The organism is Sphaerisporangium sp. NPDC005289 (assembly GCF_040607455.1).
Taxonomy (GTDB): Bacteria; Actinomycetota; Actinomycetes; order Streptosporangiales; family Streptosporangiaceae; genus Sphaerisporangium; species Sphaerisporangium rhizosphaerae.
Map to the genome: position 1 here is coordinate 444883 of NZ_JBEXGS010000002.1, position 16794 is coordinate 461676.

General features: G+C 72.7%; 14 protein-coding genes. 8 read left to right on the forward strand and 6 right to left on the reverse strand.

Features of this window, described 5'->3' with window-relative positions:
* Positions 1 to 70: 70 nt before the first annotated feature.
* The 4 genes from ABZT47_RS04730 to ABZT47_RS04745 are packed head-to-tail and all read left to right on the forward strand — an operon-like array spanning position 71 to position 2821.
* Positions 71 to 733: a hypothetical protein gene (locus ABZT47_RS04730; protein WP_354836186.1), complete on the forward strand. Its 663-nt coding sequence runs from the start codon at positions 71 to 73 to the stop codon at positions 731 to 733.
* On the forward strand, positions 730 to 1149 hold the full coding sequence (locus ABZT47_RS04735) for a transcriptional regulator (RefSeq protein WP_354836188.1): 420 nt from the start codon (positions 730 to 732) through the stop codon (positions 1147 to 1149). The genes ABZT47_RS04730 and ABZT47_RS04735 overlap by 4 nt, the downstream gene beginning before the upstream one ends.
* On the forward strand, positions 1146 to 2036 hold the full coding sequence (locus ABZT47_RS04740; RefSeq protein ID WP_354836190.1) for an ABC transporter ATP-binding protein: 891 nt from the start codon (positions 1146 to 1148) through the stop codon (positions 2034 to 2036). Before ABZT47_RS04735 ends, ABZT47_RS04740 begins: the two co-directional genes overlap by 4 nt.
* A 47-nt stretch (positions 2037 to 2083) precedes the next feature.
* Entirely contained in the window at positions 2084 to 2821 is a 738-nt protein-coding gene (locus ABZT47_RS04745) for an ABC transporter permease (RefSeq protein ID WP_354836192.1), read from the forward strand.
* Between the two features lie 203 nt (positions 2822 to 3024).
* Here the strand turns inward: ABZT47_RS04745 and ABZT47_RS04750 are convergent, their stop codons facing one another.
* Entirely contained in the window at positions 3025 to 4389 is a 1365-nt protein-coding gene (locus tag ABZT47_RS04750) for a trypsin-like peptidase domain-containing protein (RefSeq protein WP_354836194.1), read from the reverse strand.
* A 426-nt stretch (positions 4390 to 4815) separates the two neighbouring features.
* On the opposite strand from ABZT47_RS04750, the gene ABZT47_RS04755 reads away from it, so the two are divergent.
* Positions 4816 to 6282, forward strand: coding sequence for a M12 family metallopeptidase (locus ABZT47_RS04755; protein ID WP_354836574.1), 1467 nt, complete (start codon positions 4816 to 4818; stop codon positions 6280 to 6282).
* A 27-nt stretch (positions 6283 to 6309) separates the two neighbouring features.
* Here ABZT47_RS04755 and ABZT47_RS04760 read toward each other — a convergent pair whose 3' ends face one another.
* On the reverse strand, positions 6310 to 7845 hold the full coding sequence (locus tag ABZT47_RS04760; protein ID WP_354836196.1) for an acyl-CoA synthetase: 1536 nt from the start codon (positions 7843 to 7845) through the stop codon (positions 6310 to 6312).
* A gap of 226 nt (positions 7846 to 8071) precedes the next feature.
* On the opposite strand from ABZT47_RS04760, the gene ABZT47_RS04765 reads away from it, so the two are divergent.
* Positions 8072 to 8515: an ester cyclase gene (locus ABZT47_RS04765; protein ID WP_354836198.1), complete on the forward strand. Its 444-nt coding sequence runs from the start codon at positions 8072 to 8074 to the stop codon at positions 8513 to 8515.
* A 72-nt stretch (positions 8516 to 8587) separates the two neighbouring features.
* Here the strand turns inward: ABZT47_RS04765 and ABZT47_RS04770 are convergent, their stop codons facing one another.
* The 4 genes from ABZT47_RS04770 to ABZT47_RS04785 form a co-directional block, all read right to left on the reverse strand.
* Positions 8588 to 9724 (reverse strand): Fic family protein, encoded by a 1137-nt coding sequence (locus tag ABZT47_RS04770; RefSeq protein WP_354836200.1) that lies wholly within the window; start codon positions 9722 to 9724, stop codon positions 8588 to 8590.
* A gap of 141 nt (positions 9725 to 9865) precedes the next feature.
* Positions 9866 to 12241 carry an endopeptidase La gene (gene lon / locus ABZT47_RS04775; protein ID WP_354836202.1) on the reverse strand — a complete coding sequence of 792 codons (2376 nt, stop codon included), beginning with the start codon at positions 12239 to 12241 and terminating at the stop codon, positions 9866 to 9868.
* A gap of 309 nt (positions 12242 to 12550) precedes the next feature.
* Positions 12551 to 13204 carry a response regulator transcription factor gene (locus ABZT47_RS04780; protein ID WP_354836204.1) on the reverse strand — a complete coding sequence of 218 codons (654 nt, stop codon included), beginning with the start codon at positions 13202 to 13204 and terminating at the stop codon, positions 12551 to 12553.
* Positions 13201 to 14538 carry a histidine kinase gene (locus tag ABZT47_RS04785; RefSeq protein WP_354836206.1) on the reverse strand — a complete coding sequence of 446 codons (1338 nt, stop codon included), beginning with the start codon at positions 14536 to 14538 and terminating at the stop codon, positions 13201 to 13203. Before ABZT47_RS04785 ends, ABZT47_RS04780 begins: the two co-directional genes overlap by 4 nt.
* Before the next feature lie 211 nt (positions 14539 to 14749).
* Between ABZT47_RS04785 and ABZT47_RS04790 the strand changes: the two genes are divergently transcribed.
* Positions 14750 to 15505 carry an alpha/beta hydrolase gene (locus ABZT47_RS04790; protein WP_354836208.1) on the forward strand — a complete coding sequence of 252 codons (756 nt, stop codon included), beginning with the start codon at positions 14750 to 14752 and terminating at the stop codon, positions 15503 to 15505.
* Complete coding sequence (locus tag ABZT47_RS04795; protein ID WP_354836210.1) at positions 15502 to 16752, forward strand: acyltransferase family protein; 1251 nt, start codon at positions 15502 to 15504, stop codon at positions 16750 to 16752. Before ABZT47_RS04790 ends, ABZT47_RS04795 begins: the two co-directional genes overlap by 4 nt.
* Positions 16753 to 16794 lie beyond the last annotated feature (42 nt).

Here is a 16794-nt window from a genome sequence, read left to right on the forward strand (position 1 = left end):
GTGGTTTACATCGCAAACCTGTTTGGTTTATAGTTCAAACCAGTTTGCGGCGCGGTGTGAGGAGAGGGTCATGCGGGCAGGTGAGGCCGAGGACGCCGAGGGTGAGCGGGCGCTCAGTCCGGAGGAGATGCTGGGCATCATCGAGGACCAGCGGGCGGCGGCGGCCCGGCATTTCGCCGGTCCGCTGCCCGCCTTCTACATCATGTGGGGGCTGGTCTGGCTGATCGGTTACGGCGCCCTGTTCGTGCGCTACGGGGTGTCGGGGCGGCCGCAGGGGCCGCTCTCGCTGGGCATGGCGCTGACGATCCTTTTCGGCACGATGATCCTGGCCCTGGTCATCACCGGGTACGCCGGGTGGCGGCAGGGCAGCCAGGTGCGCGGCGCTTCGCAGGCGCGGGGCGCCATGTACGGCCTGAGCTGGTTCTTCGGCTACATGCTCGTCGGGGCGCTGTGCGGCCACTTCGGCAGGCTCCTGCCCGAGGCCGAGCGCACCCTGCTCTGGTGCTGCGTCTCGATGCTGGTCGTCGGCCTGCTGTTCATGGCCGGAGGGGCCGTGTGGGGGGTGCGCCAGATGTTCGCCGTGGGCGTCTGGGTCACCGTGGTGAACGTCGCCGGCGTGGTCGCCGGCCCCGGGCTGCACGCGCTGTTCTCCGCCGTGGGCGTGGGCGGCGTCTTCATCGCCATGGGCGTGGGCATCCACCTGCGCACCCGCCTGCGGCCGGGCAGGGCATGAGCCCGTCCGCCGGGCTCCCCGAGCTCGACCCCGTCATCCACGCCCAGGCGCGCCTGCGCGTCGTCACCGCGCTGTCCACCCTGGCCGAGGGGGACCAGATCAGCTTCCCCGGCCTGAAGGACATCCTCGGCATGACCGCCGGCAACCTGTCGGTGCACCTCAGCAAGCTCGAGAGCGCCGGGTACGTCGAGATCGGCAAAACCCACCGGGGGCGCACCCCGGTGACGTACGTGGCGCTCACCCGGCGGGGGCGGCTGGCCTTCGACGACTACACCGCCGCCATCCGGGCGCTGCTCGACATGGCCGGCGCCCAGCCGGCCCCGGCGCGCGCGCCGGAGATCCGCGCGGCCGGCGGCGAGACGGCGCCTTCGGCGCCATCCGGTACAGACCAGAAAGAGACGGGGCAGGAACCATGACCGAGACGCTCGCTCGCCTCGAGGAGGTCACCCGCCGGTACGGCGAGGTGACCGCGCTCGACACCACATCGCTGGAGATCCGGGAGGGGGAGCTCATCGGCCTGCTCGGCCCGAACGGCGCCGGCAAGTCGACCCTGGTCAACCTGCTGGCCGGACTGCGGCGGCCGTCCTCGGGCTCGGTCAGCCTGTTCGGCGGCCCGCCCGGCGACCCGGCCCGCCGCCGACTGCTCGGCATGACCCCGCAGGAGACCGGGCTCCCGCCCACCCTGCGCGTGCGCGAGTGCGTGGACTTCGTCGCGGCCCACTTCCCCTCGCGGGCCGACCGCGACGAGCTTCTCGAGCGCTTCGGACTCACCGGCATGCGCGACCGGCAGATCGGGGGCCTGTCGGGCGGGCAGAAGAGGCGGATCGCGGTCGCCCTGGCGTTCGCCGGGCGGCCGCGGCTCGTCCTGCTCGACGAGCCCACCACGGGGCTGGACGTCGAAGCCCGCCGCGCGCTGTGGGAGGCCGTGCGCGCCTTCCACGCCGATGGAGGCACCGTGCTGCTGACCAGCCACTACCTGGAGGAGATCGAGGCGCTGGCCCAGCGGGTCGTCGTCCTTGGCAAGGGCCGGGTGCTCGCCGACGACAGCCTCGCGGCGGTGCGCGGCATGGTGGGCGTCCGCCGGGTCAGCCTGACCGCCGCCCACCTGCCCGAGCTACCGGGCGTCCTGCGCGCGGAGACCGACGGCGACCGGACGCACCTGGTCACCGCCGACGCCGACCGGCTGGTCCGCGAGCTGGTCGGGTCGGGCGTGCCCTTCTCGGGCCTGGAGATCCGGGCCACCACGCTCGAGGAGGCGTTCCTGGCGATCACCGCCCGGGACGACGCGCCCGCCGCCGCCTGAGCTCCCCGCTGACAGCCCCTGCCCCGCCCCCCCCGAGGGAGAGTCCTGTGTCGCTCGTCGTCACGCACGTGAAGTACCAGTTCCTCGAGACCATCCGCATCCCCATCGCGGTGATCGGCAACACCTTCTTCCCCTCCGCCTCGATGCTGTTCTTCGTGGTCCCCTTCGCCGGCGGCGACCCGGTCGCCGCGACGTTCGCCACCGGCTCGATGATGACGTTCGCGGTCATGGGGACCTGCCTGTTCTCCTACGGCGTCGGCGTCGCCGAGGACCGCGCGCAGCCCTGGGACCCCTACCTGCGCACGCTGCCCGCCGGCGCCGGGCCGAGGTTCGCCGGCCGGCTGCTCAACGGCCTGGCGTTCCTGGCGCTGGCGCTGCTGCCGGTGGTCCTGATCGCCGCGCTTCTCACCGAGGCGACGGTGACGCCCCTCGGCGCGCTGCTGGGCCTCGGCGCGCTGGCCGTCGCCGCCGTCCCGTTCACCATGCTGGGCCTGCTGATCGGTTACGCGCTTCCGTCGAAGGCGGCGATCGCCGTCGCGCAGGTCGTGTTCCTGCCGATGGCGTTCGGCAGCGGGCTGCTCACCGGCCCGGGGCGGGCTCCGGGCTTCATCGAGGCCATCGCCCCCTACCTGCCGGCGCGCGGCGCGGTGGAGCTGGTGTGGGCCGCGACGGGGGACTTCACCCCGCACCCCCTCGCGCTGGTGATGATGGCGGTGTGGACGGTGGTCGCGGGCGGCCTGGCCGCCTGGGCCTACCGCCGCGACGAGGGCCGCAGGTTCTCCTGAGCTCCCACGCCCCCTGCTCCCCCGGTGCTCAGGCCCCCTGAGGCCGACACTCCTCGGGCGCCGGAGAGCCCCTGAGGCCCGCCTCCCTGGACGCCGGAGAGCCCCTGAGGCCCGCGACCTGCTCGGTCGCGGGCCTCAGGGGAAGGGCAGACGCGCCGCCGGGCCCGCAGCGTACCCGGTGGCGCGTCCGGTCCTGGAGACGGTCAGCTCGTCACGGTCTTCTCGGTGAGGGTGACGGTGGCCGTGGAGGTGGCGCCGCCCCGCAGGTACGTCACCTCGACCTTGGTGCCGGGCTGGAAGCCGCGCACCGCGCCGACCACCGTCTCGGCCCCGGACACCTGCGTCTGGCCGATCTTGGTGATCACGTCGCCGGCCTTGAGCCCCGCCCGCTCGGCCGGGCTGCCCTCCTGCACCGACCCGACGACGGCGCCGGGGGTGTCGCCGGTTGCGTCGGCCAGGGTGACCCCGAGGTAGGCGTGGCTGACCTTGCCGGTCTTGATCAGCTGGTCGGCGACCTGGCGGGCGGTGTTGATGGGGATGGCGAAGCCCACGCCGATGTTGCCCTCGCCGCCGTTGGTCGCGATGGCGCTGTTGACGCCGACCACCTGGCCGGAGGCGTTCACCAGGGCGCCGCCCGAGTTGCCGGGGTTGATCGCGGCGTCGGTCTGGATGGCCCCGCCGATCGTCGTGCCGGAGCTCTGCGGCTGACCGGGTTGCTGCTGGCCGGGCTGCTGCTGGCCGAACCCGCCGTCGCCCCAGCCGGGCGGGAGCTGCGGGCGCTGCTGCTGGGACTCGCCGCCGACGGTCAGCGTGCGGTCCAGCGCGCTCACGATGCCGGCGGTCACCGAGCCCTCCAGGCCCAGCGGGCTGCCGATGGCCAGGACGGCGTCGCCGACCCTCAGCTTGTCGCTGTCGCCGAGAGTGGCCTTGGTCAGCCCGGACACGTCCTTCGCCCGCACCACGGCGAGGTCGGTGGCCGGGTCGGTGCCGACGACGTCGGCCGAGGCGACCTTGCCGTCGCTGAACTTCACCTGGAGCTTGGCGTCCTGCCCGGCTCCGGCGACCACGTGGTTGTTGGTGAGGATCAGGCCGTCCTCGGACAGGACCACCCCTGAGCCCTCGGCCTGGCCGGCGCCGCTGGTCACGGTGATGGAGACCACGGAGGGCTGCACGGCCCGCGCCACGTCGGCGACCGTCGCGGCGGCGGTGTTGGACGCCGGGCGGACGATCGGGCTGGAGATCACGGGCTGGGTCCCGGCGGCGGCCGTGGCGACGAAGGCCCCCGCGGCCCCGCCTCCGATCGCCACCGCGGCCAGGGCGAGGCCCGCCACCGCCTTGCGACCGGTGGTCCACCACCCGCCCGCCGGGCCACCGGCCGGCACGGCGCCCGCCGCGAAGGGCGGCAACTGCTGGGTGTCACCGGCCGGCCCGCCCGGTGCGCTCCACTGGTGCCGGAAGCCGCCCGTCTGGGGCGCGGTCCGGCCGAACTGCGTCCAGCCCCGCGCACCCGGCGCCTCCACCGGGGTGGTCTCGCTGGTCGTGTGCTCACGCGGGTCTTCGGTGCTCATCTCTTTCCCCCAAGGTCGTCCGCATGCGCCGCTATTCGGCGGCGGCCGGTTGAGGACCGGTAAATCAATGATGGCGCACCGGTGATAAGAACGTCCTAAGCCCTGACTGAAGGTCTGCTGAACGTCGTCTGGAGGTTGTCACCGGCGGCGGCACGGCGGTCGCCGACCGGCGGAGCGACCTGCGGAAATGGCGCTGACCTGCATTATCGCCGTCCCGACTGCGGCGGAAATGTAAGGCCGGGATAAGGAGAAAGGAGGCTCGGTGAATTACCGTGGGCGCCGCGCTCCCGACGAGGTCTCCCGTCGCGCCGGCTTTTCCCACGAGTGCCGGGTGATCATGCGGGTAGGTTTCCCCCGCGACGGTTCGCACACCGTCGTGAAACGCTTTCCGGGGGTATCGATATGCGACATAAACTGATATTGGCAGTGGTGATGTCCGGGCTGCTGACGGTGGCCGCGCCCGCCTTCGCCGGTGACGGGGACGGTGACGGCGACGACGACGCGCTGGACTGGCTGTGGCAGCAGCAGGTCGAGCACCCGTCCCAGTTCGTCACCGCTCCAGACGTCACCGGGCAGCCGCACACGATCGGGTTCGCGGACATCGACGGGCACGCCGTCACCGAGGGCGACATCATCATCGGCACGCCCGCCGACGCCTCCGCCGGGAAGATCCAGTTGCCGGGCGTCTTCCCCGGGACCGGCCGCCTCACCCCGCCCCCATTGGGAGAGCGGGGGCCGGGAGAGCCGGTGACGGGCGCGCAGGACCCGCCCCGGGTCATGCCCGGCTCACCTCCGGCCGCGCCTGCTCCACCTCCGACCAGGCCGGCCTCACCACCGGCCCCGCCGGCTGCACCTCCGGCCGCGACTGCTTCATCTCCGACCGCGGCTGCTTCATCTCCGACCGGATCGGCCTCACCTGCGGCCAGGCCGGCCTCGCCACCGGCCGCGCCGGGGCCGCCGTCTGGGCGGCCGGCGCGTCTCGCCGCCTGCCCCGGTTCCTCGGCGGGCGCGGGCACCACCCAGGCGGGCGCGCTGTGGCCCGACCGGAGGGTGCCCTACGTCCTGTCCCCCGCGCTGACGCCCGGGGCGCGCGAGGCGGTCGTCCAGGCGATGAAGGATTTCCACGACAACACCTGCGTGCGTTTCGTCCCGCGCACCGACGAGGCGGGATATCTGAACGTCATCTCCGGCAAGGGCTGCTATTCGTACGTGGGACGCATCGGCGGGCAGCCGCAGGACGTCTCGATCGGCGCGGGGTGCGAGCGCAAGGGCGTCGCCATTCACGAGTTGCTGCACGCCATCGGCTTCTACCACGAACATTCGCGCTCCGACCGGGACTCCGCGGTGACCGTCCATCTGGAGAACGTGCTGAAAGGGTACGAGCCCCAGTTCCAGAAGCTGGCGCCCGAACAGAACCGGCTGTTCGGGACGCTCGACTACGGGTCGGTGATGCTGTACGGCAGGAACTTCTTCAGCGCGAACGGGCTGGACACCCTGGTCCCGCTCATGCCGGTGCCGATCGGTCAGCGGGAGGGCTTCAGCCGGGCCGACCTGACGGCCGTGCGCTCGCTCTACGACTGCCCGCCGGCCGTCGCGAAGCCTCCGGCGCCACCCGAGGAGCCGCCCGTGAAGCCCGGCGAACCGCCCGTGAAGCCGGAGCCGCCCGTCAAGCCGGAGCCGCCCGTCAAGCCGGAGCCGCCCGTCAAGCCGGAACCGCCCGTCAAGCCGGAACCGCCCGTGACGCCCGGCGGACCATCCGTGAAACCCGAGCCTCCCGTGAAGCCGGAACCGCCCGCGAAGCCCGGACCGCCGGCGGAGCCCGGACCGCCGGCGCACCTGGGGTCACCCGTGATGCCGCAGCCGGCCGCGGGGCTCCCGGCGCTCGCGCCCTGACCGGCGCGAGCGGGCGACCGGGCGGGATCAGCCGGCGGACGGCCAGTACTCGTCGCGCAGCAGGCGCTTGTAGAGCTTCCCCGTGGGATGGCGGGGAAGCTCCGGCCGGAAGTCCACAGATCGGGGGCACTTGTAGTGGGCGAGGCGGTCGCGGCAGTACGCGATGAGCTCGGCCGCGAGGGCAGGCCCGGCCTCGGCCGGATCGGCGGCCTGGACGACGGCCTTCACCGCCTCGCCCATCTCCTCGTCGGGCACCCCGAAGACCGCCACGTCGGCCACCTTCGGGTGCAGGGACAGCACGTTCTCCGCCTCCTGCGGGTACACGTTGACCCCACCAGAGATGATCATGTAGGAGCGGCGGTCGGTGAGGTACAGGAAGCCGTCCTGGTCCAGGTAGCCGATGTCGCCGAGCGTCGTCCACCCCCGGCCCTTCGGGTCGCCGGCCGCGCGCGTCTTCTCCGGGTCGCCGTGGTACTCGAACCGCGGCCCGTCGGAGAAGTACACGGTGCCGTGCTCGCCGGCCGGCAGCTCCTCGCCGTCCTCGTCGCAGATGTGGACGACGCCGAGCAGCGGGCGCCCCACGGTGCCCTTGTGGGCGAGCCAGTCCTCGGGACCCACGTACAGGAAGCCGTTGCCCTCGGTGCCCGCGTAGTACTCGTGGACGACCGGCCCCCACCAGTCGATCATCTGCTCCTTGACCGGGACCGGGCACGGCGCGGCCGCGTGGATGGCGCAGGTCAGCGAGGACAGGTCGTACTTGCGGCGCACGGCCTCGGGGAGCTTGAGCATCTTGATGAACATGGTCGGCACCCACTGGGAGTGGGTGACGCGGTACTTCTCGATCAGCGCCAGCGCCTGCTCGGGGTCGAACCTCTCCATCACCACGACGGTCGCGCCGATGCGCTGGAAGGCCATGCAGTAGCGCAGGGGCGCGGCGTGGTAGAGCGGAGCCGGCGACAGGTACACCGCGTCGGACGACGGGTCGAACAGCAGCCGGACCAACCCCACCAGTGCGCCGGGAGCCTCGAGCGGCGCGCGGCTCAGCGGCGGCTTGACGCCCTTGGGCCGGCCGGTGGTGCCCGAGGAGTACAGCATGTCCGCCCCCTGGCACTCGTCCTCGACGGGAAGCGGCGGGTGCTCGGCGACGGCTCGCTCGTAGGAGGCGAAGCCGGGGGCGACGCCGTCCATCATCAGCCTGAGCCGGACCTTCGGCGTGCGCTCGGTGACCGAGGTGGCGACGCCGGCGAGCGCCGCCGAGGAGATGAAGACCTCGGCCTGGCAGTTGTCCAGGATGTAGGCCAGTTCGTCGGGCCGCAGACGAGGGCTGATGGCCGTGTAGTACAGCCCGGAGCGGTGCGCCGCCCATGCCACCACCAGGAACAGCGGGTGGTTCTCCAGCATGAGGGCGATGTGCTGCCCGGGTCGCAGCCCGGCCGACCGGAACAGCCGCGCCAGCCGGTTGGACTCCTCGTCCAGTTCGCGGTAGGTCACCACCCGCCCGGAGCCCGCCATGATCACGGCAGGTTTGTCGGGCGTCTCGGCCGCGACCGCTCCCGGGTACATAAAACCGAACCGTACTCGGTTATCTCGCCGCGGAAAAGCACCCGCTGATCGGCGCGGCGCCGGACCGCCGGCCCGGCGGGCACGGGAAGGCTCCGCACGACTTTGCCGTGCTTGGAGGACGACGGGACTTCCTGGCGTGTCCGCGACGTTCTCGTAGCCGGTAGCCGACCTACTGCTGGGTAGCGTGATCGATAGGTTGACACCCGACCACGGAAGGACCACGGCCATGGTCGACAAGTGGGAAGTCAAGCGCGGACTGGCCGACGCGCTCAATGATCACGATGTGAGCCGGATGCTCGAACTCTTCACCGAGGACGCCGTTTTGGTCTCCCCCGTAGGAGTGGCGGAGGGACACGAGCAGATCGCGTGGGTCTACGAGCAGTTCTTCCAGGGATTTCCGGACCTCCACCTGGCGGTGTGGTACGAGGCCACCAGCACCGATAGACCCATGATGGTCGAATGGACGGGGACCGGCACGCACACCGGGCCGTTCCTGCTGCCCGACGGGCGGGAACTGGAGCCGACCGGTCGCCGCATCACTCTGCGCGGCACCTGCGCCTCCTTCGTCGAGGACGGCAAGATCGTCACGCACCGGGAGTACTTCGACCAGTTGGAGCTGTACACCCAGCTCGGCCTGCATCTGTCGACCGACGACCCGGCCGGCGCGTAGCCCCCCACAGGGAACTCACCCGATGCGGCGCCCGGTTCCCCTCGCCCCGGCCATGCCGTCCCGGGCCTGCGGTCAGGCGGCGGTGCGGTACGGGTCGCGCAGCGGCTCGACGCGGGCGGCGAAGTCCGCCTTGACCTTCTCCATCCGGGGGCCGGGAGCGTAGAAGCGTCCCTTGGTCTCGCCATAGGGGGTGAGCCAGTCGCGTGCGGCCAGCTCACGAAGGTCCCGGGCGGCCTGGCCCTGGCTGAGCGACTCCTCGGCCTGGTAGGTGCCGCGCCGCAGCCGCCTGCTCACGAAGACCTGGTACAGCGCGGAGACGCACCGGGTGTGCAGGCCCTCATTGTCGACCTGCTCCTCGAGAAGCGTCCACACCTCCCCCGCCTCGGCCAACCGGCGCCGCACCCGCTGCGCCTGCATGTGATGCGCCCGCAGGCAGAACCGCACCCAGGGCAGCATCTCGTCGTGAGGTGACCAGACGCCCTGCTGTGCGTCGCGCAGAGCTCGGTAGTAGTCGACGGTGTTCTCTCCCAGGCCCAGCCATTCTTCGATGGAGCAGAACTCGGGTGTGGTGATCTGGTCGCGGCCGAGCACCAGGGTTTGCAGGGCCCTGGACATGCGCCCGTTGCCGTCCCGCCAAGGATGGATGGCGACCAGGTTGAAGTGTGCCATCGCCGCCCGGACGTAGCTGGGCGCGTGCAGATCTCCGTCGTTGAGCCAGGCGATCAGCTCGTCGAGCAGACCGGGGACCAGCTCGACGTCCGGCCCCTCGTAGACCACTTCTCCGGTGGCGGAATTGCGGACGTAGATGCCGCCCGGCCGTACGACGCCAGGGGTCTTGTCGTGGTGGTGGCCGATCATCATGAAGTTCAGCGCGTGCAGCAGACCCTTGTCGTAGCCGAACGAGCGGGCCATCGACAACCGCCGGACATAGGTGAGCGCCTGCTTGTAGCCGGCGATCTCGTTCGCGACCGCCTGTGAGGTCTCCAGCGGCTCCTCCCCCAGCATGATGGACTCGATGTCCTCCACGCTGGCCCGGTAGCCCTCGATGGAGTTGGACCCCTGGATGGCACGCGCCTGAAGCTGGCGCCGGAGCTGCCCGTCCCAGCGGTGCGGCTCGGCCAGGCGGTACTTCAGGTCGCGGCGCATGTCCTCGATCTCGCCGAGCACGGCCTTGTCGGCCGGCTCCAGCTCAGGGGTTCCGTAGATCACCCCCTCATAACAGCATGGACGAATCATCCGGTCAAGCGACCGAATGATTCGTCCAGAAATGTCCCTGCGCTCCGGCCGGCGTGTGGCCCGGGCCGGCGACGGCCCGGGCCACACCGCGGCGAGGACCGGGCCGTGCCGAGGTCAGACGGCGGCGGTCTCGGCCACCGTGGCCGGGGTCAGCGCGATGGCCAGCACCTCCCGCACGTCGCTCACCGCGTGGACGGTCAGCTCGTTGCGGACCTCCTCGGGCACGTCGTCCAGGTCCGGCTCGTTGCGCGCCGGGATGAGCACCGTGGTGATGCCCGCCCGGTGGGCGGCGAGCAGCTTCTGCTTGACGCCGCCGATCGGCAGCACCCGGCCGGTCAGCGAGACCTCGCCGGTCATCGCCACGTCCGAGCGCACCGGGCGGCCCGACAGCAGCGAGGCCAGGGCGGTGGTCATCGTGACGCCCGCCGACGGGCCGTCCTTCGGGATCGCGCCCGCCGGGACGTGGATGTGCACCGACCGGTCCTTCAGCGACCCGACCGGCAGCTCCATCTCGGCGCCGCGCGAACGCAGATAGGACAGGGCGATCTGCGCCGACTCCTTCATCACCTCGCCGAGCTGGCCGGTGAGCGTGACGGCCGTGGAGCCGGTCTCGGGGTCGGCCAGCGACGCCTCGACGTACAGCACGTCGCCGCCGGCGCCGGTCACCGCGAGCCCGGTCGCGACGCCCGCCACGGCCGTGCGCTGCGCCGACTCCGGCAGCGAGGACTCCGGCACGTGCCGCGGCCTGCCGAGGTAGCCGACCAGGTCGCCGGCCCCGACGTGCACCGGCAGCGCCGCCTGCTCCAAGGCCGCGTTGGCCGTCACCTTGCGCAGCACCCGGGCGATCGCCCGCTCCAGCGAGCGGACGCCGGCCTCCCGGGTGTACTCGCCGGCGAGCCTGCGCAGCGCCTCCTCCTCGACGGTGACCTCCGAGGAGGTCAGACCGGCCTTGTCGAGCTGGCGGGGCAGCAGGTGGTCGCGGGCGATCGCGACCTTCTCGTCCTCGGTGTAGCCGTCGAGGGTCACGATCTCCATGCGGTCGAGCAGCGGGCCGGGCACCGCCTCGAGGACGTTGGCGGTGGCCAGGAACAGCACGTCGGACAGGTCGAGCTCGACCTCCAGGTAGTGGTCGCGGAAGGTGTGGTTCTGCGCCGGGTCCAGCACCTCCAGCAGCGCGGCCGTCGGGTCGCCCCGGTAGTCGGCGCCGACCTTGTCCACCTCGTCCAGCAGGACGACGGGGTTCATGCTGCCGGCCTCGCGGATCGCCCGCACGATGCGGCCGGGCAGCGCGCCGACGTAGGTGCGCCGGTGGCCGCGGATCTCGGCCTCGTCGCGGACGCCGCCGAGGGCGACGCGGACGAACTTCCGGCCCATGGCGCGGGCGACCGACTCGCCGAGGGAGGTCTTGCCGACTCCGGGAGGGCCGGCCAGCGCCAGGACGGCGCCGCTGCGGCGGCCGCCCACCACGCCGAGCCCCTGGTCGGCGCGCCGCTTGCGGACGGCGAGGTACTCGATGATGCGGTCCTTGACGTCGTCGAGGCCGGTGTGGTCGGCGTCGAGCACCGCCCGCGCGGCGGTGATGTCGTAGGAGTCCTCGGTGCGCTCGTTCCACGGGATGTCGAGCACGGTGTCCAGCCAGGTGCGGATCCAGCCGGTCTCGGGCGACTGGTCGGAGGTGCGCTCGAGCTTGTCGACCTCCTTGAGCGCGGCCTCGCGGACCTTCTCCGGCAGGTCGGCGGCCTCGACGCGGGCGCGGTAGTCCTCCTCCTCGGAGGCGGCGTCCCCGTTCAGCTCGGCAAGCTCCTTGCGGACGGCGGCGAGCTGCTGGCGCAGCAGGAACTCGCGCTGCTGCTTCTCCATGCCCTCCTGGACGTCCTTGCGGATCGTCTCGGCGACGTCCAGCTCGGCCAGGTGCTCGCGGGCCCACTCGACCAGCCGGGCCAGCCGCTCGGCCGGGTCGGCGTTCTCCAGCAGCTCTACCTTCTGGGGCGTGGTGAGCCACGGCGCGTACCCGGAGCTGTCGGCCAGGACCGAGGCGTCCTCGATCTGGTTGATGGCGTCGACGATCTGCCAGGCGCCGCGCTTCTGCATGATCGTGGTGGCCAGGGCCTTGTACTCCTTGGCCGCCTCCTCGGCGCGGCCGTCGGCGGGGACGGTCTCCATGCGGGTCGACTCCACCCACAGGGCCGCGCCGGGGCCGGTCGTGCCCGAGCCCATGCGCACCCGCTCGACACCGCGGACGACGGCGGCGGGCTCGCCGCCGGGAAGCCTTCCGATCTGCTCGACGACCGCCGAGACGCCGACGGCGCCGTACTTGCCGTCGATGCGCGGAACAAGCAGCACGCGCGGCTTGCTCTGCTGGGAGGTGGCCCGCGCGGCGTCGATGGCGGCGCGCACCTCGGCGTCCGACAGGTCGAGGGGAACGACCATGCCGGGCAGGACGACCTCGTCGTCCAGCGGAAGCACCGGAAGGATCAAGCTCTCACTCATGCGAACTCCAAGGGTTGAGTTACATCGACTCAATTAATGAGAGCCCGAGATTGTTCCCATGTCTGCGCTTGTTCGCTTGCAGCGATCGTAATTCTGTAATCGACATTGCCGGACGCGCTGCCCGCCGGCACGCCAACGGCACCGCACTAGACACGTCTTCGCAGGTCAGCGCATGACGAGCGGCCACTCGGACGACGACCGCGGCCGGCCACCGGCGGTGGCCTCGACCCCGGCGGCGCCCGATCAGCCCCTCGGTCGGGAACGACGGGCCACCTCGTGATCACGCGGGGCCGCCGCCTCGCCGCGTGTTCACTCGCCGGGGCGCACCAGGCCGGTCTCGTAGGCGAAGACGATGGCCTGGGCGCGGTCGCGCAGACCGAGCTTGGCCAGGATGCGGCCGACGTGGGTCTTCACCGTCTGCTCCGCCACCACCAGCCGTCCGGCGATCTCCCCGTTGGACAGGCCCTGGGCCATCAGCGCCAGCACTTCGGTCTCGCGGCCGGTCAGCTCGGCCAGCCGTTTCACGGTCGGCGCCCGCGGCCCGCCGAGCCGGGCGAACTCGGCGATCAGCCGCCTGGTGATCGACGGGGCCAGCAGCGCCTCCCCCGCGGCGACCACCCGCACGGCCTCGACGAGCTGCTGTGCGGAGGCGTCCTTGAGCAGGAAGCCGCTCGCCCCCGCCCGCAGCGCCTCGTAGACGTAGTCGTCCAGGTCGAAGGTCGTCAGGATCAGGACCTTGGTGGCGGTCCCGGCGAGGATGCGGCGCGTCGCCTCCAAGCCGTCCATCACCGGCATGCGGACGTCCATCAGCACCACGTCCGGCGTCAGCTCGCCTGCCCGCGTCACCGCCTCCTGCCCGTTGACGGCCTCCGCGACGACCTCGATGTCGGGCTGGGTGCCGAGGAAGGTGGTGAAGCCGGTGCGGACCATGCCCTGGTCGTCGGCGATCAGGACACGGATCACGGCTCCTCCGGCGCGGCGGGTTCGGCGGGGGCGAGCGGAAGGGTGGCCGTCACCCAGAACCCGCCGTCCGCCATGGGCGCGGCTTCCAGGGTGCCACCCAGCAGTGCGGCGCGCTCGCGCATTCCGGCGATCCCCTGGCCCGGTGCGTCCGGGGTGCCGGGCGCGGGCGCGCCCGAGGGGCCGTTGGTCACGCTCAGCCGTAGCTCGGCGACGGTCCGCTCGATCTCGGCCCGCACCGGCGCCCCGGGCGCGTGCCGCATCGCGTTGCTCAGCGACTCCTGCAGGATCCGGTACGCCGACAGGCCGACCGCGGCCGGCAGGTCGAGAGACCCGGACACCTCGGCCGTGACGGCGAGCCCCGCGGCCCGGACGTTGCCGATCAGGTCGTCCATCCGGTCCAGCCCCGGCTGCGGCGCCGTCTCCCGGCGACCGTCCGAACCACGCAGGACGCCCAGCACCTGGCGCATCTCGGCGAGCGCCGCCAGCGACAGCACCCGGATCTCGGCCAGCCCCGCCTCCAGGGCCGCGACGTCGCCGTGGGCCCGCAGCGGCACGGCCTCCGCCTGGATCGCGATCACCGACATGTGGTGGGCGACGATGTCGTGCAGCTCTCGGGCGATGCGCGTGCGCTCCTCCAGGACGACGCGCGCCGCCCGCTGCTCCTCACCGCGCCGCCGCTCCTCGTCCAGCCGGCCGGTCGCCCGCCTGCGTGCCCGGATGTTCTGGCCGAACAACAGGGCCACCGTCACCAGGACCGTGGCAAGGAACATCGAGTTCGGATGGATGATCCACGCACCCACCATTGAGACGATCCAGACCCCGATCGCGACGTCGCGATCCGCGCGCACGGCGATCGAGTACGCGCAGAGAAGATAGGTGATCGCCTGGGCCGCCACGTAGGGCATCACGCCGTCACCGTGGCCGGCGGCGCCGCCCATCGCGCCGTCGAGGATGCGCGGGTTGACCAGGCCGCCCACCACCGCCGCCATCGCCGAGATCCGCCACGCCGCCACCGGCCAGCGCTCGCGAAGAGCGACCGGCACCGCGTATGCGGCGGCGAGCACGAGCAGGACGGGCCCATCGGGGGAGAAGTGGGCCGCCACCGCCTCCGTCTCCAGGTACGACACGCCGGTGCCGAGCAGGATGAAGGCCAGCGCCAGGTCGGCGACGACGACGAGGTCGACAGTGGCGAACGGCAGCCACCGCGCCCACGCCGGCACGGCGGGCCGCAGCCACCGCGACCGCGGGCCCGCGGGCTCCGCCGTCCCGGTGACCAGCGCCGCGGTCAGCGGCGACGCCAGCCGGACGAGCCCGGACCAGGCACGCGAGATCACCGCCCCAGCGTACGAGCCACGACCCCACCCGGCGTCACCCTCAGGGGTGATCTGACCGCCTCACCCCGTGGTGCCATCGCGCCGCTCGGCCGTGTACCGGGGCGGGAGCGGAGAAGACCGCACCTGGCGGGGACGCGGGTCAGCGATCGCGATTCCTAGCTTGCTGCTGTGTTCGCGGCGGCGCGCCGCGAACTGGACAGGAGGCTCCCTCATGGCCAGGAGCGCTTTCGCAGCGATCTCCCTCACCGGCGCACTCGGCGTCCTCACCCTGCTCGCCCCCACTCCCGACGACCGGATGGCCGAGGTCTTCGGCGACCTGGCGACGGCGGACCGGGTCTCCGTCATCGTGCCCGGCGCCGACGTCACGCGTGCCACCTTCGACGGCGGGCGGCGCAAGGCGTACAGCACGCCGGGCGGCGCCGCGCGCGCCCTGATCGCGCAGGTGCGGGGCCTTGATCCGGCGGCCCGGCCGGCGGTGGTCGCCTGGCTCGGGTACGACAGCCCGCGGGCCATCAGTCTCGCGGCGGCCACCGACGCGGTCGCCGAAGACGGCGCCCGCGAACTGCGCCGCGCCGTCGCCCGTGTCCGCTCGATCACCTCTGCCCCGGTGACGCTGCTCTGCCACAGCTACGGCTCCGTGGTCTGCGCGAAAGCCCTGCCAGGCCTGCCCGTGGCCGACGTGGCCGTCTTCGGCAGCCCCGGCCTCGGGGTCGGCCGGGCGGGGGATCTCGGCACCCGGGCCCGGCTGTGGGCCGGCCGCGGCGGGAATGACTGGATGCGTTTCGTCCCCCCGGTGCGCATCGGGCATCTCGGTTTCGGCGCCGACCCGGCGCGCCCCTCGTTCGGCGCCCGCGTCTTCGCGGCCGGAGCGGCCGGGCACAGCGATTACTTCCAGCCCGGTGGCGTGTCCCTGCGGAACCTGGCGTTGATCACGCTCGGCCGCGCCTCCGAAGTGAGCGCGCCGTGACGCGGGCGCACGACCCGGCCGGACGGATCTGGGCCAGGCTTGCGGCGATCCGGACGAGATGCGCGTCCCCTGACGCCCGGCCGCGGCCCGCGTCACCGGCGGCACTGCCGGGGTGGCGGGCGTGGGACGCCTTCGCCGGGCGGATCGAGGCGGGCACGCCGGCCACGCGCGACCGGGGAGCCGACGCGCTGCGCGCCCTGGCGATCCTTGGAGTGATCGCGGGGCACTGGCTGGTGACCGCCTGGGTGGTGGACGATCTCGGCCATCTCCGGGTCACCAGCCCGCTCTCCGCCATGCCCGGCCTCGTCCCGCTGTCGTGGGTGCTCCAGACGCTGGCCGTCTTCTTCTTCGTGGGCGGGTACGCGGCGGCGCGCGGCCTCGGCCGCGCGCCGGCCGGGGAGTGGGTCCGCCTGCGCCTGCGCCGGCTGCTCGTCCCGGCCGGGCCGCTGCTCGCGGTATGGGCCGGGCTGCTGGTCCTGCTGGCGGCGGTCGGCGTGCCGCCGGGGTCGCTGCGCTCTCTGGCCGTGCCGGCCCTCGGCCCGCTGTGGTTCCTCGGCGTGTACGGCCTGCTCACCGCGGTCACTCCGTTACTGGTCCGGGTGCGGCCCGCCCGTGTGGCCGTCGCGGCGGTGGTGCTGGTGCTGGTCACGGACGTGGTCCGCTTCGGCCTGGGCGGCCCCGTGTGGCCGGCCTGGACCAACGTGCTCGCCGGTTGGCTCGTCCCGTACGCCCTCGGCCTCGCCCGCGGGGCCGGTGACGCGCCGGGGCTCGGCGGAGGGTGGGGAGCGGCGGCGATGCTGGCGGGCGGGGCGGTGGGGACGGTGATCCTGGTCACCGGGTTCGGCTACCCGGCGAGCATGATCGGAGTCACCGGGGCGCGGGTGTCCAACCTGAGCCCGCCCACTCTGGCCGCGGTGTGCTTCGGGATCGCCCAGGTGAGCCTGGCCATGCTGCTGCACCGGCCGCTGACCTCCCTCATGCGGCGTCCGCGCGTGTGGGCGGCGGTCGTCCTGTCCAACCTGTCCGCGATGACGGTCTTCCTGTGGCACCAGACGGCGCTGACCGTGGTCCTGCTGGCCGCGCTACCCTTCGGCACCGCCGTCCCCGGCCTTCTCGTGGCGCCTGACTCACCGGGCTGGCTGCTGGAGCGGATGACCTGGCTGCCGCTGCCCGCCGTCCTGGTCGCTCTGCTCTGCGCACTGCTCCTGCGCCGGGACCGGCGTTCGCGACAGAAGCGCACCACCTAGGCCCCCGGGCAGGGTGGGGCAGGACGGATGTTCGGAGCACGC

Excerpts from the sequence above, each read along its gene's own strand:
- ABZT47_RS04730 (WP_354836186.1), top strand. The coding sequence starts at position 71 with ATGCGGGCAGGTGAGGCCGAGGACGCCGAGGGTGAGCGGGCGCTCAGT.
- ABZT47_RS04735 (WP_354836188.1), top strand. The coding sequence starts at position 730 with ATGAGCCCGTCCGCCGGGCTCCCCGAGCTCGACCCCGTCATCCACGCC.
- ABZT47_RS04740 (WP_354836190.1), top strand. The coding sequence starts at position 1,146 with ATGACCGAGACGCTCGCTCGCCTCGAGGAGGTCACCCGCCGGTACGGC.
- ABZT47_RS04750 (WP_354836194.1), bottom strand. The coding sequence starts at position 4,389 with ATGAGCACCGAAGACCCGCGTGAGCACACGACCAGCGAGACCACCCCG.
- ABZT47_RS04760 (WP_354836196.1), bottom strand. The coding sequence starts at position 7,845 with ATGTACCCGGGAGCGGTCGCGGCCGAGACGCCCGACAAACCTGCCGTG.
- ABZT47_RS04765 (WP_354836198.1), top strand. The coding sequence starts at position 8,072 with ATGGTCGACAAGTGGGAAGTCAAGCGCGGACTGGCCGACGCGCTCAAT.
- lon (WP_354836202.1), bottom strand. The coding sequence starts at position 12,241 with ATGAGTGAGAGCTTGATCCTTCCGGTGCTTCCGCTGGACGACGAGGTC.
- ABZT47_RS04790 (WP_354836208.1), top strand. The coding sequence starts at position 14,750 with ATGGCCAGGAGCGCTTTCGCAGCGATCTCCCTCACCGGCGCACTCGGC.